The organism is Erwinia sp. V71 (assembly GCF_965644245.1).
Lineage (GTDB): Bacteria > Pseudomonadota > Gammaproteobacteria > Enterobacterales > Enterobacteriaceae > Erwinia.
The window spans coordinates 1-19,359 of sequence record NZ_CBFFRK010000083.1; the positions used below are offsets into that span (position 1 = coordinate 1).

Consider the following 19,359-nt stretch of genomic DNA (forward strand, 5'->3'; position numbering starts at 1 on the left):
ACGGGTTCTTATGCCTTAGTTGTAAGTGTCTACCATGTCCCCGAACAAGTGTTCACTGTGTCCCCGGACCGTACACACTGTGGGGGACGGGATCAGACGTTATTCCGCCGCCAGCGCCTGTTCCAGCATAGTGAGCAACAGTGCGTTATCCACCGTCTGCAACACATGCACCAGGCCACCCATTGGCTGCTCAATACCGACAGCCAGCCGTAGCGGCTGACGATAACGCCAGGATTTACCCCGCGTCGGCCCTTCACGCAGCTCAACATCCACCTGATAATCTGCAGCAGTGGCAACACGCTGATTCAGCAGCCAGGCAACCACCAGCGCATCATGGATCCAGCAGCCGGGCAGTTTGCGCGTCTGCATCGAATAGTCGATCCACGGCCGGAACGTTTCGCTGATAAAACGCGCCAGCGGTTTATCAATCTGCGCAATACGGTCCAGATCCTGATGGGTCATCATGGTCTGCGTCGTGACATCCAGCGGCACCAGCGTAATGGTCGCGCCGCTGTTCAGCACCTGATGCGCCGCCTCCGGATCGAGACCAAAATTGGTATCTTTGACATAGTCATCCACGGCGAACACACCGCCCATAATCGCGATTTCGGCTACCGATTCCGCCATTTTGGGATAACGCTGCATCGCCCGGGCAATATTGGTCAGCGGCCCAATCGCCACCAGCGTGATCTCGCCGGGATTGGCGCAAATCAGCTGACCGATGGCATCGGCGGCATCCTCAGCCGGGGCTTGCGCCGCAGATGGCTGGCGCACGTTCTGCCACAGATGTGTCAGTTTCAGCTGATGCACGCGCTGATCCAGCGCCTCGCGCCATGGCGCAGCCGGTTCCTGTAGCGCCTGCGTCGCGCCTTTACGCACCGGGATCGTCAGACCTAAACGGTCTACCAGATCCTGCGCCACGCGATAGCCCACCTCTGCCGGGATGTTCCCCGCCACGGTGGTAATCAGTTCCAGAGAAATGTCGGGCGACGCGATGGCCAGCGCAATCGCCAGCCCGTCGTCGACATTTGCTCCTGCGATGCCATTCCCCGGATCGCAATCAATAATTAATCGTTTCATCTGTTATTATCTTTTTTTTTCTGGCGTCGCCCGCGGGGCCAGCTTACAGCCACAGGACTCGCCAATTTCCAGCTGGTGAGCCACCTCACGCAGCATTGCTTCGCCATTCCATGCCTGCAGCATTTGTATGGCCGTTTGCGCCATTTCCCAGACGGGCTGGCGCACGGTGGTCAATGACGGCACATGGTAGGCCGCCAAATCCGTACCATTAAAACAGACCAGCGCGATATGCTCCGGCACCCGAATCCCCTGCTCCTGCAGGGCGCGGATACAGCCAATCGCCTGTCCTTCATTACTGGCAAACAACGCCTGCGGCAGCGTATCGCCCTGCAACATCTGCAGCGCTGCCTGATATCCCCCTTCACGGCTATAGGTGGTGGGGAAGATCCATTTGTCATGGATATCCAGACCATGGCTTTGCATCGCATCACGCCAGCCCTGCACGCGATCCTGCGCATTCATCATCTCGCGCGGCCCGGTAATAATGCCGACATCGCGATAGCCATGACTGAGTAAGTGTTCAGTTACCTGACGCGCCGCCGCACGCTCATCCACCCGCAGCATGCTTACGCCCAGCTCAGGGGGAACGCGATCAAGCATCACCAGTGGCGTACCGCTGGCTTTAATCACATCGATATAGGGATGGCGGTCAACGCTGTTATAAAACAGGCCATCCACCTGCCGATTCAGCAGGCTGTGGATCAGTTCCAGCTCACGGCGACGATCGTCACCGGAATCGCCCAGCAGAATCACCATTTCGTCATTCAGCGCCTCCTGAATCAGGGCATGCGCCATGGAAGCGACGAACGGGTTGGAGATATTAGCGACCACTAAGCCATAGGTTTTGGTTGAGCCCGATGCCAGTGCACGGGCAATGCCGTTGGGGCGATAGCCGGTCTGCTCAATAGCATCCAGCACACGCTGACGCGTGGCCTCAGCGACCGGGCGCGGACCGTTATTAATGACATAACTCACTACGGCAACGGAGGTTCCCGCAATTCTGGCGACATCTGTACGTGTGACGCGGTTCGGATGCTGTTTTGCCAAAACGTTACCTTACTGGTTAGTCGGTTATTCAGCAGCCGCCTGCCGTGAAACATACCGGCAGGCGGCTGTTACGCTTTAAATCGCATCTTCCGGCAGATTAAGGTCACGGCCACGGGTTTCCGGCGCGACAAAGGTCGTGAGGAAACCGATACCCGCCATCACCGAGAAGTAGATAGCGATCGGCAGCCAGTGGCCGTAATAAGAGAGCAGGAACGCAGCCACCAGCGGCGCAGTACCACCCGAGATAATCGAGCCCAGCTCTTTCGCCACCGCCATTTTGGTATAGCGATGATGCACACCGAACATCTCCACACCCCAGGCTGCCTGCACACCAAAGATACCGAGAGACGCTAACGCCATACCGGTAACAATAGTCGGGATAACAATCATTGGCTCGCGGCTGTCGAGCAGCGTAAACGCCGGGTAAGCGTAGATAATCAGCAGCAGACAGAAGCAGCGATAGACAATACGGCGGCCAAAACGGTCAGAGAGCCAGCCCGCCAGCGGAATAATCAGGAAGCCAAGCACTGAGGCAATAAAGACAGCGGTGGTCGGCACAGACTTATCCACCATCAGCACTTTCGCCACATAACCGACGATAAAGCCCTGCGCCAGATAAGACGGACCATTCTCGCCGATACGCAGGCCAACCATGATCCAGAACGCTTTGCTGCGCTGCCAGAAGCTGCGGGTATCTGCGGCTTCTGGTTGCGCATGCAGCGTTTCGGCACGCTGCGCTTCCAGCAGTGCTTTTTTACGTTCAAACACGGGGGTTTCGCGCAGATTGCGGCGAATCCACAACGCCACCAGCGCAATCAGCGAGCTGCAGAGGAACGGAATACGCCAGCCCCACTCCTGCAGCTGTTGCTGGTCCATCTGCACGACGGCCAGCCAGACCAGCGACGCCAGCAGAGTGCCGCTGTTCGACCCCAGCGCAATCACCGAAGAGACCAGGCCACGACGCTCAACCGGCGCATATTCGCCCAGCGTCACCGTACCGCCGGACAGCTCTGCTCCGGCACCAAAGCCCTGCGAGAAGCGCAGGATCACCAGACAGGCAGGTGCCCACAGGCCAATCGAGGCATAGCTGGGGATCAGACCAATCAGCGTGGTGGAGGCGCCCATCAGGATGATGGTCGAGACCATCACTACCCTGCGGCCTTTACGGTCACCGAGCCAGCCAAAGAACAGTGCGCCAATCGGACGGGCAATAAAACCGACCGACCAGGTGGCAAAACTGGAGAGCAGCGCCATGGCTGGAGTGGCTTCAGGGAAGAAAACATCGCCGAAGATAATACCGGCGGCAAGACCATAGAGGGCGAAATCGGCGTATTCCATCGCGGTGCCCAGCCAACAGGAGAAGGTGGCGCTCCAGAAATCTTTGCGTCCTTCGTCAGTGGCGAGCCGTTGATCGGCTGCAGAATGTGATGCGGCAGAAGTCGACTGCCCGACAGTTTGATGTGAGGTCATTCAAAAAATTCCCTGCTGTTAGGAGATTTTAAGAGCGCCCGTCCGTGGGACGTTTCCCTCAATGCGAAGAGATAACTCCCCGGTGAAGACGCTCAGTTTCTGAGCCATGATGAAAGGTCAGTAAAGGGTTCCCTAGTGTCAGGAGCTCATATTTGTTACGCGTTTGCCGGTTTTTATTTAACCAATCGCTTAAGTTACGCGAAACAAACCAGACCATCACTTAGCAGATTCGACATCAAGCACGGTGAATTATCACTACGACTTCATTGTATCTACGCGCGTAGATAAATCAAGTACACAAACGGCAAATCGTTAGATTTATTTCACAATTCATGCTTCAGGAAAAATGAGATCGTGCAAAATCAGAGAGTTAAGCCGTACTGCAGAAGATAAATTTTTTTTCACTGTGTTGCTGCTAATCTTTAACCGCCTGAGCGATGGTGCTCTGGTACAACTTTCAACTGGCGGGCTAGTTTTCCCATTTGCAGATGTCATTATGATGACGGTTCAGGAAAAAATTGATCGCAGCCAGGATGACGTGAGGTTGACGACTGTAAACGGGGCTGTCCAGGAGACTGATCACGATGGCGATTATCTTAATGCGGCATGGCAAACCGGATCACCCTGCTCCGGCACGGATTTCTGCGCTGGCGATGGCGCACTGGTGCGAGCAGTACAATCTGGCGCAGGTCAGTGACTTTCCGCCAGAGCGCAGCCAGATGATTGCCCAACAGGCGGAGGTGATTGTCACCAGCACGCTGCCGCGCGCGCAATCTTCCGTTGACCAGCTCGGTATGCAGGCGGATATCAGCGACGCCCTGTTCCGCGAAGTGGATATTCCGGTGCTGCCATTACGCACACTGCATCTGCCGCCCGCTTTCTGGCTGGCATTGTGGCGGCTGCTGTGGTTCTGCGGCTACTCGGGCTCGGTGGAGTCGTATAAAGCGGCGCGTCAGCGGGCAAAACAGGCGGCACAACGGCTGATCGCCCTGTCACAACAGGGAACGGTGCTGCTGGTCGGTCACGGTATTATGAACAAAATGATCGCCCGCGAGCTGCGCAGGCTGGGCTGGCAGGCGGAGAAACACGCCAGCAGCCGCCACTGGAGCACCGCGATCTATCATCGGCCGTTTATCTGAATCCGGCCTGCCAGCGCAGCTTAGCGCCCTTCGCACTGACGCAACATGCCGATAAACGCCCGCAAGGCGGCCGGAATATGGCGATGCCCGGGATAGTAGAGACACAGCCCGGGGATTTCCGGGCACCACTCTTCCAGCACCAGCGTTAATTCGCCGCGCTGCAGATACGGCTGAGCGGCCGCCCAGGGCACATAAGCGATCCCCAGCCCCTCTGCCGCCGCTTCCGTCATCAGCTCAGTATGATCCAGCATCAGCGCACCCTGCGGCGCAATGGTGATCTCCTGCCCGTGGCGGGCAAATTCCCAGCGATACAGTTTGCCGCTCGGCAGACGGAAACGCACACAGGCGTGATGCAGCAAATCGTCCGGCGTACGCAGTGGTGCTTTGCCCTGCAGATAGCCAGGCGCGGCAACCGTAACAAAACGCGCAGTGCCGTCAAACGGCACCGCAATCATATCCTGCGGCACATCCTCCGCCAGCCGCACGCCGGCATCGAACTGTTCACTGACAATATCAATCAGGCGACCTTCCGTGACCAGATCGAGCGAGATATCGGGATATTGCGATAAAAAACGCGGAATAACGTGATGCAGCAGATAACGTGCCGCGATCTCACTGGTATTAATGCGCAGATTGCCGCGCGGCTGCTGACGGAAATCTTCCACCGTCGCCAGCGCATTCGCCAGATCGCGCAGCACCGGCGTCAGGCTGGCATACAGCGCATGACCGGCCTCGGTAGGCGACACGCTGCGGGTTGTACGATGCAGCAGCCTCACGCCCATCTTATCTTCCAGCGTGCGCATCATATGGCTCAGCGTTGAAGGCGACATGCCCAGTTCATCCGCCGCTTTACGAAAACTCGCCTGCGCGACGATGGTGGCGAACGCTTTCAGTGAGATCAGATCGGGTTGCTGATTCATGGTTAATTTTCACTTCCACATGCGAAATTGTACGGATAGTGGCATCAATACCGGAGGTTTACAGTGATTAAACCCTCAACCCGATGCAAGGAAAATGAGTATGTCCAGAACATGGTTTATCACCGGCACCTCCTCCGGCTTTGGCCGCATTATGACTGAAACCCTGCTGGCGCGCGGCGATCGCGTCGCCGCCACCTTACGCACACCCGCACAGCTCGACGATCTGCAACAACTTTACGGCGAGGCGTTATGGGTCGCCGCGCTGGATGTCACGGATACACCGGCAGTTCACGCGACGGTGGACCGCGCCTTCCGTGAGCTGGGGCGGATCGATGTGATTGTCAGTAACGCGGGTTATGGCCTGGCGGGCGCAGCAGAAGAGCTGAACGATGAGGAAATTGCGCGCCAGCTGAACACTAACGTCATTGGCTCGATCCAGCTGACACGCGCGGCACTGCCTCATCTGCGTCGTCAGGGCGGTGGCCTCATTCTGCAACTGTCGTCAATGGGCGGGCAGATTGCCTTTCCCGGCCTGAGCCTGTATCACGCCAGCAAATGGGCGATGGAAGGTTTTGTCGAAGCGGTGCGCCAGGAAGTGAGCGGTTTTAATATCGACTTCACGCTGATTGAACCGGGAACCGCGCAGACCGGTTTCCGCGACAAAGGCATGGTGATGGCAGCGGTGATGCCAGAGTATATCGATACTCCCGCCCATGCCCTGCGCGCATCCTTCCCGTGGATCGGCGATGAGCACAAGATGGTGCGCGAGATGATTGCCAGTGTCGATCGCTCCCCGGCACCGCAAAGACTGGCGCTGGGCAGCGATGCTTACCGGCTGATGAAAAGCGCGCTGGAACAGCGCCTGGCTGAGCTGGAAGCCAATAAAGCCATCACGCTGTCTACGGATCTGGCGTAATGTAAGCACCACCCGGCAGGCGCGCCGGGTGGTGCTTATTCGCCTGCGTGCAGGCGTTCCAGTGCGGTAATATCCCCGGCGGCGATCAGCGGCAGGCTGGCGGTAATTTTTTCCGCCGGCCAGTCCCACCAGCTCAGCGCCTGCAGGCGAGCGATCTGCTCTGGCGTAAAGCGCATTTTAATCACCTGCGCCGGGTTGCCCCCCACCACCGAATACGCGGGCACATCACGGGTCACCACGGAACGGGCGGCAACAATGGCGCCGTTACCAATATTCACACCCGCCATAATCATGGCGTCATAGCCAATCCAGACATCATTACCCACCACCGTATCGCCCTTAAACGGCAGTTCGCTGGCCGCGGGCAGACTCGCTTCCCAGCCATTGGCGAAAATCCAGAAGGGATACGTTGAGAGCCCGGACTGTGGGTGATTTGCGCCGTTCATAATAAATTTAACACCGCGCGCCAGTGCACAAAACCGGCCAATCACCAGCTTATCGCCAATAAACGGGAACAGATACAGCACATTACGCTCGAAGTTCTCCACGCCTTCAGGATCGTCATAGTAGCTGTAATCACCGATCACAATCTGCGGATTGTTGATGCGATTTTTGAGATAGCACACCTGAGGAAGACCGGCCATCGGATAGGGATCAGCAGGATTCGGTCCATGCATCAGAAGCTCCTTATTTATTCAGCAGCAAACCAAACAGCGCGGAATCAGACAGCTCGCCGCCGACGCACCAGCGCTCACGCATCAGCCCTTCCTGCACAAACCCCATACGTTGCAGGACGCGAGCGGAGGCCAGATTATCAGGATGGATATCGGCTTCCAGACGGCGCAGTGACATCTCCTGCTGCAGAAAACGGAAAAAATGGCTGAGCGCTTCCGTCATATAGCCCTGTCCCTGCGCATCGCTCGCCAGGCAGTAGCCGATAGCGCCGCGCTGCGAACCGGGATGGTGATGGAAGAAAATACACGAGCCGATGCAACGATCCTGCGGTTTGGCGGTGATCGCCAGTTTCAGATACTCTCCTGCCGCCATCGCCCTGATCACACCGGCGATCTCCTGTTCCGCTTCACGGCGATCCTGCCACGCGGTATGGCTCCAGTATCTCATCACCTGCGGATCGCTCATGATGGCAAACCAGCTGTCGGCATCTTGTGCGACAAACGGGCGCAAAATCAGGCGCGGGGTGTCAATACGAATCCTGGTGTAGTCCATTGCAATACTCCCTGTCATCACATTATTCAGCCGCAAACGCGGCGCGCAGCCAGTGGCTGAATTCTGTTACTGCCCGCGGCACCTGGGCAGTATACGGTCGCACAATCCATAGCCTGTCGGCAAATGCACTGACAGCCCGCCACTGCGGCAGGATCACCCGCAACCGGCCATCTGCCAGTGCCGCCTGGGCGCTAAAATCCGGCAGCATAGCGATGCCCAGCCCATCCAGCGCCGCATCACGGATCGATTCGCTGTTGTTGGTGGCAAACGGGCCGCTGACTCCCACCGTCACCTGCTCGCCATCGCCAGCGTCAGGGACAAAATGCCAGCGCGGCAGCTCCACACCGCGCGGATAGTAAAGGCAGTGATGCTGCTGCAGATCTGCTGGCGTCTGCGGTTCGCCATACTGCGCAAGATACGCCGGAGATGCCACCAGCAGCGCCCGCGTGTCGCACAGTGGCAGAGCGACATGGGTTTCCGGAATGCTGTTGCTGTGGCGAATCGCGAGATCAAAACCTTCGCTGGCCAGCGACACCAGCCGATCGGATACCTCCAGCTGCACCCGCACCTGCGGATGCTGACGCAGAAAACGCGTAATATGCGACACCAGTTGCTGACGGGCGAAGGCCACCGGCGCGGTGACGCGCACCAGACCACGCAGCGGGCCGCTGGAATCGCGCACGCTGAAAAAACTCTGCGCGATCTGCGAGAAAGGCTCACGCAGGTCCTCCACCAGCTTTTCACCCGCACTGGTCAGCCGCACGCTGCGGGTGGTGCGCTGCACCAGCGCCACGCCAGCCATCTGCTCCAGCTGCTTAATCTTCTGGCTCATCGCCGCTTTGCTGACTTCAAGCCGCTCTGCTGCGCGGGTAAAGCTGCCCTGTTCCGCCAGCACCGTCAGCCAGTGCAGGTGCAGCCACAGCGCATCGGTCTTCAGTTCTTTCATGGTAATTGTTCAAAATAGTAAATAATCAATTCAAGTATAGCGCTTTTTCTTTCACCGCTGCAGGTGCAGGATAAGCCCTGTGAAGCACTTTCTTTTTCCGCAATGTCAGCGAGGAATCACTATGCCATTACTGCAGTTTGATGTTATTCAGGGGCGCTCAGAGTCAGAATTAAAAACCCTGCTGGATGCCGCGCACCGCGCGGTGCTGAAGGCGTTTAACGTGCCGCCACGCGATCGCTATCAGATTGTTCACGAGAATAAAAGATATCAGATGGTGTTCGAAGATACCGGGCTGGGTCTGCAACGCACCGATAATCTGGTGATGGTGCGGGTGTTTACCAGCCCGCGCAGCAACGAACAGAAGCAATTCTTTATGGCCGAGCTGGCGCGCGAGCTGAAACAAAGCTGTGGAATTGAAGGCAGTGACCTGATGATCAGCTTTATTACCAACGACAAAGGCGACTGGAGCTTTGGCAACGGCGTCGCGCAGTATCTCACCGGCGAATTATAAGTCCTTCCTCTGCGCCTCCCGTACTCTGGCGGGAGGTGCTCTCTCTCTTTACTTCCTGTTCTCCCATATTCCGATTTAGCGCCCATTTCTGTGATGTGCGGTTGCCTGCACCTCACTGCCACGCTAGATTGGACAAGGGTATCGCTGCCGAAACGGGAGGTCAGCGCCAGGGAAAGCGCCTAATAATAAGAGAGGAATTGATGTCTTCTGAAATACTTTCAGTTGTGCTTTTTTTTGTCACCATCATCACTTACGCCACCAAAGCCGGACGTAACAAATTCTGGTTTGTGCTGGTGTTAATCCTGCTCGGCCTGTTTATTATTCTCAACGCCACGCTGTTTGCCAGTAACTGGTTTACCGGCGAAGGCATTAATGACGCGGTGATTTACACCCTGACCAACAGTCTGCAGGGCGCTGGCGTCAGTAAATATGTGTTACCGGCACTGGGTCTGCTGCTGGTGCTGTTTCTGGTGTTCTGCCTGCTCGGCTGGCTGCTGCGTTTTCGCCAGCACGATCACCATCATCTGGGTTACAGCCTGCTGGCGGTGCTGCTGGCGCTGGGATCGATAAAAACCACCCCTGCCTTTCAGCAGGTATTTGAGCTGGTGCGCTCCCAGACGCGTCAGGGCGGTTCGGACTTTGCTGAGTATTACCACACGCCGCTGAAGGCGATTAACGGCGCAAAACGCAACCTGGTGTATATCTATGCAGAAAGTCTGGAACGCACTTATTTCGATGAGCATAGCTTCCCCGGTCTGACGGCGGAACTCAGCGCCATCAAAGAAAATGAGCTGGACTTCAGCCAGACCGAACAACTGCCAGGCACCGACTATACCATTGCCGGTATGGTGGCCTCGCAGTGCGGCATCCCGCTGTTTGCGCCGTTTAATGGCAACGCCTCTGCCTCGCTGTCGAGCTTCTATCCGAAAAATATCTGCCTCGGCGATATTCTGCAGAGTGCCGGTTACGACAACTATTTTATTCAGGGCGCGGATCTGCGCTTTGCCGGTAAAGACCTGTTCCTCACCTCACACGGTTTTCCGCGGCAGAATATGACGGGTATGCAGGAGCTGGAACAGCGCGTGGCCGATCCTGACTATCGCAACAACTGGGGCTATTACGATGATACGGTGCTGGAAGAGGTGTGGCAGCGCTTTAACACGCTGTCACAGCGTAAAAAGCCGTTTGCCCTGTTTGCCCTGACAGTGGATACCCACCATCCTGACGGCTTTATCTCGCGCAGTTGCCAGCGTCGTAGCTACAGTATGGAAGGTAAGGCGAATCAGAGCTTTAGCGCCGTCAGCTGCAGTCAGGAACATATTGCACGCCTGATTGGGAGAATCAAGGCGTCGCCATATTTCGCCAATACCGTGATTGTGGTCTCCAGCGATCATCTGGCAATGAACAATACCGCGTGGAAATATCTCACGAAGCTGGAACGCAATAATCTGTTCTTTATTGTGCGCGGCGATCAGCCGGACAGCGTACTGGAAACCGGTAAACGCAATCCGATGGATAATGGCGCAACAGTGCTGGATATTCTCGGTGGCGACAGCGCGATTGGCCTGGGACGCAGCAGCCTGTCCAGCACCTCGTTATCCACCACTTTCGACAATCTGAAAGAGAAAATTAACCAGTGGAAGCCGGACATTATCCGCCTGTGGCGCTTCCCGCAAAGCATCACAGATTACACCATCGACCAGAAAAACAACCGTTTCAGCTTCTCCGGCACCAGTTTCCAGCTGCCGCTGTTGCTGCGCGTCAGCGAGGGGAAAGTGGAGCCGTTGCCGGAAGGGGAATATTCCGCGCCACTGCGTTATCAGCTGGCCGATTTTGCCGCGCAGGATAAATTTATCTGGGTTGATAAATGCTACAAAATGGCACGGCTGTGGCAGCCGGAACTGGCACTGTCGAACCAGCTCTGCTTCGCCAGCGGTCAGCTGAACGGCCAGCCGCAGGTCACCGTGGTCAGCGGCGACAGCTACAAAGGCAAAGTGAATTTCCCTGCCGTGAAGGGGGACGACGAGCAGTTTAAGCACAACCTTGCACTGCTGAAAGTCGAGGATAACGATATCCGCTATCAGGCCGACCGCTTTATCTTCTCGATTCCCGGCGCGCCGCAAACGGTGAAAAGCTTTAGCGGCGTCTCACGTCAGGAGGAGTGGGGGCGCTGGTCAAACGCCAATCTGGCGCCAGAAGTGAAGATTGAGTATCAACAGCCGCTGCCGGAAACCTTCGACCTGGTGATTACCGCGCGAGCCATCGGCCCGAATGCGCACCGGCCGATTCCGGTGAAGGTGGGCGAGCAACAGCAGCAACTGAACCTGAGCGAAGCGCTCTCCACCACCACCCTGCGTTTCCATAATCCGGCACGCGCGACCACGGTGGAGATCATCCCGCCGGAGCCGCTGCTGACCAATGAAGGCAATATCACCGGCCACGATCCACGCCGGCTGGGGATTGGTATGGTGGAGATTCAGGTGGTGCCGGTTCTCTGACAACCCGAAGGTGAAACCCTATAAAGAAAGAGCCAGCTAAACCAGGTAATGCCAGTCAGTTAAGCATTTTACCGTGCCCTGCGCTGCGGATACGCCCGTCCGGGGGAACCATCAGTCAGCTGTGTCAGTGCAGTGTGGCCTTTTAAAACAGCAGGCACTGAATGGTAAGGGGGCTCAGCCTCTGCAGCGTAAGGGCAATCCGCAGCGCTGAGGTGGAGGTATCGGGCCAGGAGACGACCGCAGGGATGCTGGCGTCAGGCCTGGGCGGGCAGGACGCCAGCTCCTGGCCGGTCCGTCGGCGCGATGCCGGAACCGAAGGCACCGCGCGCAGCGTGGCGCGAGGACCGCCCTGTAGCCGCAGAGGCTGTGGCCCCCTCACAGACATCCCAGCGAAAAAATCGGCCTATAACGGATAAATCCAGCCCACACTCAAACCGTCACCCCAGCGTAATCTTTCTGACATTTTCCCCCTCTAGCCTTGCAACCATCATTTGAACGCGCGTGCAAAAAACACATTTAACCCAGGACTCAGGAGAACCCCAATGTTCCAACGCACCATGATGGCGGCAGCGCTGCTGGCAGCCAGCTTTGGCGCAACGGCTGGTGAGCTGGTGATCGCCAGCCGTGACAGCAGCTATGGCGATGCAATGCAGTATGTGGTGGACGCGTATCAGAAAGCGCACCCGGACAGCAAAGTGACGCTGGTCAAGCGCCCGAACAAAGGCCTGTATGAAAGCATCACGCTGTCGATGCGCGAGAAAACCGGCAACTACGATGTGATTCAGCTGGACGATACCTGGGCGCCTGAGTTTATCGGCAACCAGTGGCTGACGCCGCTGACGAAAGAGACGCTGGATGGCGACTTTATCCCGGCCACACTGGACATTGGCCGTGCATCTGGCGCACAGGGTGCCACCTACGCCCTGCCCATGGTCGGCAACGTCGCGATGTTCGCCTGGAACCGCACAGAATTCAGCAAGCACAACCTGCCGCAGCCAAAAACCTGGAGTGACGTGCTGAAAGCGGCACAGACCATTAACCAGAGCGGCGAGATGAACGGCGTGGTGTTCCGCGGTGTGAAAGGCAACCCGATTGTCACCGGCTTCCTGCCAATCCTCTGGGGCTACGGCGGTGATGTGGTTGATCAGCAGGGTAACGCCTCTCTGAACACTCCGCAGGCGAAACAGGCGCTGGAAACTTTCCTGGCGATGAAGCAGTACGCCGCGCGTGGCGTTGAAGTGTATAACGCAGATGAAGTCCGCGATGCGCTGCAGAAAGGCAGCGCGGCGATGGCGATTGAAGTATGGCCAGCCTGGGTGCCAAATCTTGATAACCCGCAGCTGTCGAAAGTGGTTGGTGCGATGGAAATCACCACCCCGCCAGCGGAAACCGGCAAACCCGCGCCGATGCTGGGACTGTGGCAAATCGCCATCCCTGCTGATGCCAAAAACAAAACCGACGCTGCCGCCTTCCTGAAATTCGCCACCAGCAGCGAGATGCAAAAAGCGCTGGCGCTGAATTATGGCATTCCGCCAACCCGCACCAGCCTGTATGGCGACAAAGAACTGGTGGCGAAATACCGCAGGTATCCGCAACAGCTGACTGCACTGCAAAACGGTAAAGCGCCTCCGCGCATCCAGAACTGGGCCGAAGTGGAAAGCGTGCTGGGTGACTATCTGCAGATGGCCATGACCGGACAAATGAATGCCGAACAGGCGCTGCAACAGGCACAGCGCAATATCAGCCGCATGATCAAGAAGTAATCGCTGAACGGCGCTGCGGCTCTGCTGCAGCGCCATGCCGGATATCGCTATGCTATTTGAAAAACGTAAACCGCTCATCCTGCTGCTGTTACCGGCGCTGGCCCTGCTCGGCCTGCTGACCGCTTATCCGATCCTCTCCGTGATCTGGAATGCATTTGGCGAAGTGGATCGCAACGGCCAGCACTATCAGTTTGTCGGTCTCGCCAATTTTAACGCGCTGTTTGATGACTTCTTCTTCCGCGCCGCCATCAGCAATACCGTGGTGTTTACCGTGGTGGCATCGCTGGCGCAGGTTCTGCTGGGACTCTGGCTGGCATTACTGTTTAACCGCCGTTTTCCTGGCCGCCGCTTTGCCCTGCCACTGCTGATTTATCCGATGATGATCTCCACCATGGTGTGCTCCGCCATCTGGCGTGCCTGGTATCATTACGACTACGGCCTGCTCAATACTGTGCTGGTGGCGCTGGGCCTGCCCGCGCAGGAGTGGCTGTTTAATCCCCATCTGGCGCTGTACGTCATCGTACTGGTCGATACCTGGCAATGGACGCCGATGGCGTTTCTGATCATCCTCGCCGGATTGCAGTCGATCCCGAAAGATATCGGCGAAGCCGCGCTGGTGGATGGCGCGCGCGGCTGGCGCAGCTTTATCTATATCGCTCTGCCGCTGATCAAAAAGCAGCTGATGCTGGCCTTTCTGCTGCGATCCATCGACACCTTTAGGCTGTTCGACAAAGTGTATGTGCTGACCGGCGGCGGCCCGGGTAATTCAACCGAAACCCTGTCGATGTTTGTCTACAAATACGGTTTCCGCTTTTTCGATCTCGGTATGGCGAGCGCGTCGGCGCTGGTGATGCTGGTGATTTCGCTGCTGATGACACTGTTCTACGCGCGCAAGGCGATGCAGGGAGGCAAAAAATGAATTCCACACTTCATCGTCTGCTGGTGTGGCTGGCGGTCGCGCTGTTCTTACTGCCGGTAATCTGGATGTTCGGCACCGCCTTTAAATCGCCTGCGGAGATTATTAATGCGGGCGCGCGCCTGTGGCCGCAACAGATCAGCTTCGATGCTTTTCGTATCATCTGGCAGGGCGAGCTGGCGACACAGATTGGCAACAGTCTGCTGATCGCCGTGCTCTCCACCGCCATTTCGCTGCTGGCGGGTTTCCTTGCCGCGTATGCGCTGGTGCGTTACCGCTTTCCGGCACGGCTGGACAATCTGTTTCTGCTGGCGGTGCTGGTGGTCAAAATGATGCCACCGATTGTGGTGGCCATCCCGCTCTATTCGCTGATGAACCACGCCGGACTGCTGAATACTCGCATCGGGCTGGTACTGGCATATCAGGTGTATACCCTGCCGTTTTGCATCTGGATGCTGCTCGGGTTTATCCGCGATATCCCGCTGGAAATCGAAGAAGCCGCGGCGATGGATGGCGCACATCTCGCGAAACGGCTGGCATATATCGTGCTGCCGCTCTGCGCGCCAGGGCTGGTGGCGACAGCGATCTTCAGCCTGATCCTCGGCTGGAATGAGTTTCTCTTCTCGCTGCTGTTTATCCATACCCCGGACAAATTCACCATCCCGCTGTTTATCGCTAACTTTATTACCGAGGACGGTACGTCGTGGGGCGCGCTGATGGCGACAGGGATGATCTCTTCGCTGCCGATGCTGGCACTGGCGGGGTATATGCAGCGCTATCTGCTGCGCGGCTTCTCGATGGGGCTGAAATAGGAGTCACCATGACCAAACTTGAACTGAAACATATCCGCAAGGATTACGCCGGGCAGACGGTGATCCCGCAACTTAATCTCAGCATCAATGACGGCGAGTTTGTCGTGTTTGTCGGCCCCTCCGGCTGCGGCAAATCGACGCTGTTACGCATGATTGCCGGGCTGGAGTCGATCACTGACGGCGAGATGGTGCTGAATGGTGAGACACTGAACGACGTTCACCCTTCCGAGCGTCAGGTGGCGATGGTGTTCCAGTCTTACGCACTCTACCCGCATATGTCGGTGGAGAAAAACATCGCCTTTCCGCTGAAGATGGCCGGAGTGGAACCGGCGCTGATCGCGCAAAGTGTGCAGCAAACCGCAGAGAAGCTGCAGCTGACGCCACTACTGAAACGCCTGCCGGGCGAGCTGTCCGGTGGTCAGCGCCAGCGCGTGGCGATTGGCCGTGCGATTGTGCGTAATCCGCAGCTGTTTCTGTTCGACGAACCGCTGTCGAACCTCGACGCCAAGCTGCGCGGCGAAATGCGTACCTTCCTCAAGCAACTGCATCAGCAACTGCAGGCGACGATGATTTATGTCACCCACGACCAGGTGGAAGCGATGACGCTGGCGGACAAAATCGTGGTGCTGAATCACGGCAAAATCGAGCAAATCGGCGCCCCCGAAACGCTGTATAACCAGCCGGCCAATCAGTTTGTTGCCGCTTTTATTGGTTCACCAGTAATGAATTTTATCGCTGCCGACACCTTCCGCACCCTGACGAGTCAGGCACTGGCGGCGGAAGTGGCAACCGTCGGTGTGCGGCCGAACCAGATCCGCGTCGATGCCGCGCAGCCGGACTGCCGGATGACCATCCGTATCACTGAACCGCTCGGCCATGCACGCCTGTATTACGGTGATGTGAATGGCCTGCCGCTGGTGGTGGAAAGCGATGCCCGCTACCAGACCGGTGATGCGTTACCGCTGCGTCTCAGCGCCTCGGTACTGCACTACTTCGCCACCGATCAGCAGCGCCTGCCAGGCGTGGAGGCCAGCCATGCCGCATAACCTGCAGGTTGAAGTGATTGGCTGTGGCGACGCCTATGATGCACAGCACACCAACGCCAGCATCAGGGTGACCGAAGCGGGCTATCAGTTGCTGGTCGATTGTGGCCCCACGGTGCCCGCACGGTTGTTTGCCTGCCGTGACAATGCCGAAACCATTGATGCCATTTATCTGACCCACAGCCACCCGGACCACTGCCTGGGCCTGACGCTGCTGCTGAACTGGATGGACAGCAATGGACGTAAGCGCCCACTTACTCTTATCGCCCAGCGTCAGCAGTGGCCGGTGATCGAACCGCTGCTGAACTACGCCTGCTGGCCGCAGTCCGCATTGGGTTTTGCACTGGAACGCCACAACAGTGAGACGATCACCGCTCTCGGCCCATGGCAGTTACAAACCAGCACCACCCGCCACGGCGCGCCGAATCGCAGCCTGCATCTCACCTCCCGCTGCGGACACCAGCTGTTCTATTCCGGCGACGGCCTGCTGTCGGCGCAGGGCGAACAACTGGCAGCAAGCAGCGAGTGGTGGCTGTACCATATCGATCCCGCCATTCGTGCGCAGTTAAGCGACAAAGTCGCCGCTCTCCCTCATCTGTCGCTGGCACAGGATGGCGAAACATTCACTCTCAGGGAGTCACCCTCGCGTGCAGTTGACTAAAAAAGTAACCGCGCAGGATGTCGCGGACTATGTCGGTTTATCGCGTTCTGCCGTGTCGCGCGCGTTTACTGACGGCGGCAGTATCCAGCCAGAGAAACGTGCCCGCATTCTCGCGGCGGCGAAAGCACTGGGTTATCAACCCAATATCTTTGCCAGAACGCTCAGCACCCCGGCGGTACGTAAGCGCTCACATCTGGTGGCGATTCTGATCAGTGATTTCTCCAATCCGTATCAGTCTTATCTGTTTGAAGAACTGTCGACAGTGCTGCAACAGAACGGCAAACAGCCGATGCTGCTGAGTGTGAAACAGGAAGAGGATCTGGATACCGCGATTATGCGTCTGTCCGGTTATCAGGTGGATGGCGTCATCGCCGTGGTTGGCTCACTGCCCGCAGAAAGCTTTGGTCAGTGCCTGAAACTTTCTCTGCCGCTGGTGACGCTCGGGCGCAGTGACGCTCGCGGGCTGATCCCGTCGGTACAAACGAATAACCTGCGCGCTGGCGAGCTGGCGGCACAGCACCTGCTGTCACAGGGTCTGACGCGGCTGGGGTTTGTTGCCGGACGCGCCGATGGTCAGGCCTCGCAGGAGCGCTGGCAGGGATTCTGCGACACCGTGCAGGCACAGGGGCTGGCAGCACCGTTGCGGCTGGAGGCCGGACGCTATGGTTATCAGGCCGGTTTTACACTGGCGGCGCGCACGATGGCGCAGCTGCAACAGCTGGAGGGGGTGTTTTGCGCCTCTGACACGCTGGCGATGGGGCTGACTGACTGTTGTCGTGAAGCGAACGGCCCGGCCATCCCGCAGCAGCTCAAAGTGGTGGGCTGCGACGATATCCCGCCTGCCGCCTGGCAGGGTTATCAGCTGACCACCGTCGCCCAGCCGGTTACAGCGATTGCCGGGCGCGTGCTGGCACTGTTACAGCAGGCATGGAACGGTGAACAGGCGGTTCCGGCGATCAGCAGCCTGGAACCGCAACTTATGCTGCGCAGAAGTGGTTAGTGCTTACTTCCACACTTCATCGGCAATCTCTTTCACCAGTGCGATCTTGGCCCACTGCTGCGCGTCGGTCAGCGCGTTGCCCTCTTCGGTGGAAGCAAAGCCGCACTGCGTGCTCAGGCACAGGCGATCCAGTGGTACATACTGGCTCGCCTCTTTGATACGCGCGATGACGGACTGCTTATCTTCAAGTTCGCCGATTTTCGATGAAATCAGCCCCAGCACGACCTGCTTATCGCCGGACACTTCCGCCAGCGGCGAAAAATCACCGGCACGTTCAGTATCAAACTCCAGGTAATACGCCGAGACATTTTCACGACCAAACAGCACATTCGCCACCGGCTGATAACCGCCACTGGCAGCCCAGGTAGAGCGATAATTGCCGCGGCAGACGTGGGTGGTCAGTACCAGATCCGCAGGTGCGCCTTCGATAGCCTGGTTGTTAATACTTAACAGCAGCTCTGCCAGTGACTGCACATCCTGGCTAATCACCGTGTGGGTGGTGGCGTGGCAGTCACAGGAATCGGTTTTCAGCAGTGAACGGTCGGCAACGCCGGCATTGTTATAGCGCGCATCGACCATCATGCCCCAGGTACAGTCATCCAGCTGCAGGTTGCGGCAGCCCAGCGCATACAGCTCTTTGATAAAGGTTTTGTAGGCGCTGGTCAGATCGGTGATCAGATCTGTCTGTGACGGATACAGCGCTTCAGTGCTGGCTTTATTCTCCGGGCGATACAGCTCTTTAAAGAACTGCGCCGGAGCCGGAATGGTCAGGCGTGGCACAATGCCCTCTTCCGCAAACTGCTGCAGAAAACGGAAATGGGCAAGGAACGGATGGTTTTCGCCGCTGATTTTCCCGCTCAGGCGCGCGGTTTCGGGGCGAGTTTCAATACCGTCAAACACATAGCCATGAGACAGCGCAGCTTTTTCCACACCGTTCAGGCCCCACATAAAATCAAGGTGCCACCAGCTGCGGCGGAATTCACCGTCGGTGATCACCTGTAAACCGGCAGCTTTCTGTTTTTGTACCAGTTCAGTAATGGCTTTATCTTCTACGGCGGTTAATTGCGCGGCGGTAATATCGCGGGTCGCAAATTGCTTACGGGCATCATGCAGATAAGCCGGACGCAGATAGCTGCCCACGACATCGGCGCGGAATGGCGGTAATGATTGTTGTGTTGTCATCGTTATTCTCGTGAGTGTTTTTTGTCGTTAAAGACCAAACGGTACACCAATCAGAAATAAATATGACTGAAATTAATTCACGCCAATTGAAATGGTTTCATGTTGTGAATTTTGCCAGCAAAATAAATATAGCAATGATTATTTTACCGTAAAGCGCGAATTCAGATAATAAGTGCAACGCTCGGACATGATTGTGGAGAGTGTAGGAGGAAGGGTTAACTACCGATA

The 19,359-nt window shown here is 57.2% G+C and carries 18 protein-coding genes; 10 read left to right on the forward strand and 8 right to left on the reverse strand.

Features of this window, described 5'->3' with window-relative positions:
- Window positions 1-99: 99 nt before the first annotated feature.
- The 3 genes from ACSZO1_RS15810 to ACSZO1_RS15820 form a co-directional block, all read right to left on the reverse strand.
- Window positions 100-1,080, reverse strand: a complete 981-nt coding sequence (locus ACSZO1_RS15810) for a nucleoside hydrolase (protein ID WP_437614227.1) — start codon at window positions 1,078-1,080, stop codon at window positions 100-102.
- Window positions 1,081-1,086: 6 nt separating this feature from the next.
- Window positions 1,087-2,127, reverse strand: coding sequence for a LacI family DNA-binding transcriptional regulator (locus tag ACSZO1_RS15815; RefSeq protein WP_437614229.1), 1,041 nt, complete (start codon window positions 2,125-2,127; stop codon window positions 1,087-1,089).
- A gap of 75 nt (window positions 2,128-2,202) precedes the next feature.
- Complete coding sequence (locus ACSZO1_RS15820; protein WP_437614231.1) at window positions 2,203-3,597, reverse strand: MFS transporter; 1,395 nt, start codon at window positions 3,595-3,597, stop codon at window positions 2,203-2,205.
- A gap of 584 nt (window positions 3,598-4,181) precedes the next feature.
- On the opposite strand from ACSZO1_RS15820, the gene ACSZO1_RS15825 reads away from it, so the two are divergent.
- Window positions 4,182-4,736: a histidine phosphatase family protein gene (locus ACSZO1_RS15825; protein WP_437614233.1), complete on the forward strand. Its 555-nt coding sequence runs from the start codon at window positions 4,182-4,184 to the stop codon at window positions 4,734-4,736.
- 20 nt (window positions 4,737-4,756) lie between these two features.
- Here the strand turns inward: ACSZO1_RS15825 and ACSZO1_RS15830 are convergent, their stop codons facing one another.
- Window positions 4,757-5,656 carry a LysR substrate-binding domain-containing protein gene (locus tag ACSZO1_RS15830; RefSeq protein ID WP_437614235.1) on the reverse strand — a complete coding sequence of 300 codons (900 nt, stop codon included), beginning with the start codon at window positions 5,654-5,656 and terminating at the stop codon, window positions 4,757-4,759.
- Between the two features lie 100 nt (window positions 5,657-5,756).
- Between ACSZO1_RS15830 and ACSZO1_RS15835 the strand changes: the two genes are divergently transcribed.
- Window positions 5,757-6,572, forward strand: a complete 816-nt coding sequence (locus ACSZO1_RS15835; RefSeq protein WP_437614237.1) for an SDR family oxidoreductase — start codon at window positions 5,757-5,759, stop codon at window positions 6,570-6,572.
- A gap of 35 nt (window positions 6,573-6,607) precedes the next feature.
- Here the strand turns inward: ACSZO1_RS15835 and ACSZO1_RS15840 are convergent, their stop codons facing one another.
- The 3 genes from ACSZO1_RS15840 to ACSZO1_RS15850 are packed head-to-tail and all read right to left on the reverse strand — an operon-like array spanning window position 6,608 to window position 8,745.
- Entirely contained in the window at window positions 6,608-7,249 is a 642-nt protein-coding gene (locus ACSZO1_RS15840; RefSeq protein ID WP_437614239.1) for a CatB-related O-acetyltransferase, read from the reverse strand.
- Between the two features lie 10 nt (window positions 7,250-7,259).
- Window positions 7,260-7,799: a GNAT family N-acetyltransferase gene (locus ACSZO1_RS15845; protein WP_437614241.1), complete on the reverse strand. Its 540-nt coding sequence runs from the start codon at window positions 7,797-7,799 to the stop codon at window positions 7,260-7,262.
- A gap of 22 nt (window positions 7,800-7,821) precedes the next feature.
- Window positions 7,822-8,745, reverse strand: coding sequence for a LysR family transcriptional regulator (locus ACSZO1_RS15850; protein WP_437614243.1), 924 nt, complete (start codon window positions 8,743-8,745; stop codon window positions 7,822-7,824).
- A gap of 121 nt (window positions 8,746-8,866) precedes the next feature.
- On the opposite strand from ACSZO1_RS15850, the gene ACSZO1_RS15855 reads away from it, so the two are divergent.
- The 8 genes from ACSZO1_RS15855 (at window position 8,867) to ACSZO1_RS15890 (ending at window position 17,949) form a co-directional block, all read left to right on the forward strand.
- Window positions 8,867-9,256, forward strand: coding sequence for a tautomerase family protein (locus ACSZO1_RS15855; protein WP_437614245.1), 390 nt, complete (start codon window positions 8,867-8,869; stop codon window positions 9,254-9,256).
- 200 nt (window positions 9,257-9,456) lie between these two features.
- Window positions 9,457-11,754, forward strand: coding sequence for a phosphatidylglycerol--membrane-oligosaccharide glycerophosphotransferase (opgB, locus tag ACSZO1_RS15860; protein WP_437614247.1), 2,298 nt, complete (start codon window positions 9,457-9,459; stop codon window positions 11,752-11,754).
- 542 nt (window positions 11,755-12,296) lie between these two features.
- Window positions 12,297-13,517: an extracellular solute-binding protein gene (locus tag ACSZO1_RS15865; RefSeq protein ID WP_437614249.1), complete on the forward strand. Its 1,221-nt coding sequence runs from the start codon at window positions 12,297-12,299 to the stop codon at window positions 13,515-13,517.
- Window positions 13,518-13,566: 49 nt separating this feature from the next.
- A complete protein-coding gene (locus ACSZO1_RS15870; RefSeq protein ID WP_437614251.1) occupies window positions 13,567-14,436 on the forward strand; it encodes a carbohydrate ABC transporter permease in 870 nt (289 codons plus the stop codon).
- Window positions 14,433-15,245 (forward strand): carbohydrate ABC transporter permease, encoded by an 813-nt coding sequence (locus tag ACSZO1_RS15875; RefSeq protein WP_437614253.1) that lies wholly within the window; start codon window positions 14,433-14,435, stop codon window positions 15,243-15,245. The genes ACSZO1_RS15870 and ACSZO1_RS15875 overlap by 4 nt, the downstream gene beginning before the upstream one ends.
- A gap of 8 nt (window positions 15,246-15,253) precedes the next feature.
- Entirely contained in the window at window positions 15,254-16,291 is a 1,038-nt protein-coding gene (locus ACSZO1_RS15880; RefSeq protein WP_437614255.1) for an ABC transporter ATP-binding protein, read from the forward strand.
- Window positions 16,281-16,949, forward strand: coding sequence for an MBL fold metallo-hydrolase (locus ACSZO1_RS15885; protein WP_437614257.1), 669 nt, complete (start codon window positions 16,281-16,283; stop codon window positions 16,947-16,949). The genes ACSZO1_RS15880 and ACSZO1_RS15885 overlap by 11 nt, the downstream gene beginning before the upstream one ends.
- Window positions 16,936-17,949 (forward strand): LacI family DNA-binding transcriptional regulator, encoded by a 1,014-nt coding sequence (locus ACSZO1_RS15890; protein WP_437614259.1) that lies wholly within the window; start codon window positions 16,936-16,938, stop codon window positions 17,947-17,949. The genes ACSZO1_RS15885 and ACSZO1_RS15890 overlap by 14 nt, the downstream gene beginning before the upstream one ends.
- Before the next feature lie 3 nt (window positions 17,950-17,952).
- Here the strand turns inward: ACSZO1_RS15890 and ACSZO1_RS15895 are convergent, their stop codons facing one another.
- Window positions 17,953-19,131, reverse strand: a complete 1,179-nt coding sequence (locus ACSZO1_RS15895) for a 5-methyltetrahydropteroyltriglutamate--homocysteine S-methyltransferase (RefSeq protein ID WP_437614261.1) — start codon at window positions 19,129-19,131, stop codon at window positions 17,953-17,955.
- Between the last annotated feature and the right edge of the window lie 228 nt (window positions 19,132-19,359).